This window comes from Thermostichus sp. OS-CIW-33, assembly GCF_054059615.1.
The window spans coordinates 1-1,347 of the sequence record NZ_JBSSCH010000041.1 but is presented as its reverse complement, the minus strand read 5'-3'; the positions used below and the strand labels follow the sequence as shown (position 1 = coordinate 1,347).

Sequence of the window (1,347 nt, the reverse complement as noted above, 5' to 3'; positions counted from 1 at the left end):
GTTAGCGGGACGGAGTCCTTTCGCGTTAGCGGGACGGAGTCCTTTCGCGTTAGCGGGACGGAGTCCTTTCGCGTTAGCGGGACGGAGTCCTTTCGTGTTAGTGGGACGGAGCCCTTTCCCGGCGGCTGGCTGTTTTTTCCGGCCCAACCAACTGCCGGGCTGGTGCTGGCGGCAGCTTTGGTATTGGATTACCTGCTGGCGGATCCCTGGGGTTGGCCTCATCCGGTGCGGGTGATGGGGGCTGTAATTGCCTGGGGACAAGGCTATATCCTCAAGCACTGTTCGACTCCGCAAGCACAACGGTGGGGCGGGGCAGTGCTCACCCTGGCTCTGGTGGGGGGATCCTACGGCGTGGGCTGGGGACTGGTCGCCATCGGCAATGCCATCCACCCCTGGGCAGGGATCCTCGTGCAGGTAACCCTCATGGCCAGTTGTCTGGGAGGGCGCAGCCTGCGCTTTGCTGCGTTGGAGGTGTTGGATCCCTTGGAAAAAGAGGATCTGCCGGAGGCCCGTCAACGTCTCAGCCGCTACGTGGGGCGGGATACAGAGCACCTGACGGCATCGGAGATTTTGCGGGCGCTGATTGAGACGGTGGCCGAAAATACCCCCGACGGAGCAACTGCCCCTCTGTTCTACGCCTTCTTGGGAGGGGCGCCCTTGGCCCTAGCCTACAAGGCCAGCAGCACGCTGGATTCGATGGTGGGCTACCGCCACCCCCCTTTCACCCATTTGGGCACAGTGCCGGCCCGCTGTGAGGATGGGCTGACTTGGCTGCCCTGCCGCCTGACGGTGCTCACGCTGGCGCTGCTCAGCCGGGATCCTTGGGGGTTCTGGCAGCGGTGTCGTCAGGACGCGCAAGCGGATCCCAGCCCCAATTCGGGGTGGAGCGAAGCGGCTTTTGCCTGGCGGCTGCAGATCCAATTGGGGGGAACCAATTTCTATCAGGGGATCCCGAAGGTGAAACCCAAATTGGGGATCCCAGCTCGCCCCTTGACCCCGCAAGTGGTGCGGGAAAGCTTGGGACTGCTGCGACAGGTTGTATGGATTTGGGGGAGTTTGATGGTGGGAGCAACTCTCCTGTTGACCGTTCTGCAACTCATGGTCGTTTATTTCACCCCCTAGGATGAACTAAACAACCGGTTGCTTCCTGCTTCTACGACCCTTACCTAGCTGAGCTTTTGACTCAACCCCGGCAGAGGAATCTCCACAGGCGCAACTTCCCCCAGAACTTGAGGTAGAGTTAGCAAAGCTAACTAGGTTGTGTTGATCTTTCATTTGAGCCAAAAGAGAGCACTGACGAGATAGAGAAAACTCAAGAAGTTCCTGGCCAATTTGTCAAAACGAGAA

1 protein-coding gene is annotated in these 1,347 nt (G+C 59.7%); it reads left to right on the top strand.

The window, feature by feature from the left end:
- The first annotated feature begins 162 nt into the window (after positions 1-162).
- Positions 163-1,122 (top strand): adenosylcobinamide-phosphate synthase CbiB, encoded by a 960-nt coding sequence (gene cbiB / locus ACVWZG_RS13780; RefSeq protein WP_457407499.1) that lies wholly within the window; start codon positions 163-165, stop codon positions 1,120-1,122.
- The last annotated feature ends 225 nt before the right edge of the window (positions 1,123-1,347 follow it).